This is a genomic window from Asaia sp. W19 (assembly GCF_003994335.1).
Lineage (GTDB): Bacteria > Pseudomonadota > Alphaproteobacteria > Acetobacterales > Acetobacteraceae > Asaia.
The window spans coordinates 1-1,114 of record NZ_PNQZ01000184.1 but is presented as its reverse complement, the minus strand read 5'-3'; the positions used below and the strand labels follow the sequence as shown (position 1 = coordinate 1,114).

Below are 1,114 nucleotides of genomic sequence, written 5' to 3'. Positions count from 1 at the left end.
GGGGGGGTGGGBGCCCCCGCCGATGCCGAATCCGGCTTCACCCTGATCGAGGTCCTGATCGCCTTCATCATCGTCGCCTTCTCGCTGGGGGTGCTTTACGAGGGTATGCTGGATGGCGTGGGGGCCACCCATCGCGCCAATGCGGAACATGAGGCGCTTTCACGCGCACAATCCCATATGGCGGCGATCGGCCATGGCATGCGACCTGGCAGCTATGCCCAAAGTGGTGAGGATGGCAGCGGCTTTGCCTGGCATGTCGTAATGACGCCGCGAGAAGTCTCGGGCTCTCTGGTGCTGTATCATGTTGCCGTCACGGAATCCTGGCCCGATCCGCTCACCGCCTCAGGACGAGGATCGATCACGCTGACCAGCCTGCGTCTTGGCAAGGCTGAAACGCCATGAGCCGGAGACCCCAGTCCGAGCAGGGCTTCACCCTGCTTGAAATGCTGATCGCTCTCACGGTTTTCGCCCTGCTTCTTGTGGTTCTGCGTCAGGGCTTCGACGCGGCGACACGGGTTTTCGAACGCCAGCGTATGGCCTTGTCCGCGCAGGGCGATCTCGGGTCACTCGATCGTCTGTTGCGCCAGATCCTCGCGCATGCCGATCCGGGAAATACGGAGGCCGGTCCCCTCTTTGTCGGGCAGGCCCATGGCCTTGTGCTGCGTGGCCCCGCGCCACGGGCGCTGGATGATCGCCCTGATGGCCGGGCAGATTTGCGACTCTCTGTTGCTGAAGACCACCGGCTTGTGCTGATCTGGACACCTCACAGGCACGTGATCGAGCCAGCCCCTCCCCCGCAGACGCGCCTCCTGCTCGACGGCGTGGCGCGCCTCGACTGCAGCTATTATTCGGACGGACACTGGAACACGACATGGTACGGCAGCAGATTGCCCGCTCTGGTGAAGCTTCGACTGGTTTTTCCACCCGGCGATTCACGGCACTGGCCCGATATCGTCGTTGCCCCGCTGCTGGATCCGCGCCCGTGACCGGCGCGGAACGGCGCGCATGACGGGCCGCATCTTTCTCGACTGGTGGGGCCGACAGCTTGTGTCTCTGGTGCCTGAACACCTGAAGGACGGGTTGGGGCGGCTTCGCATCCTGCCGCCACGCCCCC

Annotated in this window: 2 protein-coding genes; both read left to right on the top strand. The window is 64.3% G+C overall.

Translation table 11 applies throughout. The features are described from left to right. The coding region (locus tag C0V97_RS17830; RefSeq protein ID WP_370265919.1) for a prepilin-type N-terminal cleavage/methylation domain-containing protein at nt 1-402 on the top strand (402 nt) is incomplete at its 5' end. Beyond that, the gene (locus C0V97_RS17825; protein ID WP_127101825.1) at nt 399-986 is read left to right on the top strand and encodes a prepilin-type N-terminal cleavage/methylation domain-containing protein; all 588 of its coding nucleotides are present in this window, start codon (nt 399-401) and stop codon (nt 984-986) included. The genes C0V97_RS17830 and C0V97_RS17825, both read left to right, overlap by 4 nt. Nucleotides 987-1,114: the final 128 nt, after the last annotated feature.

Coding starts and splice junctions, on each gene's coding strand:
- C0V97_RS17825 (WP_127101825.1), top strand. CDS start 399: ATGAGCCGGAGACCCCAGTCCGAGCAGGGCTTCACCCTGCTTGAAATG.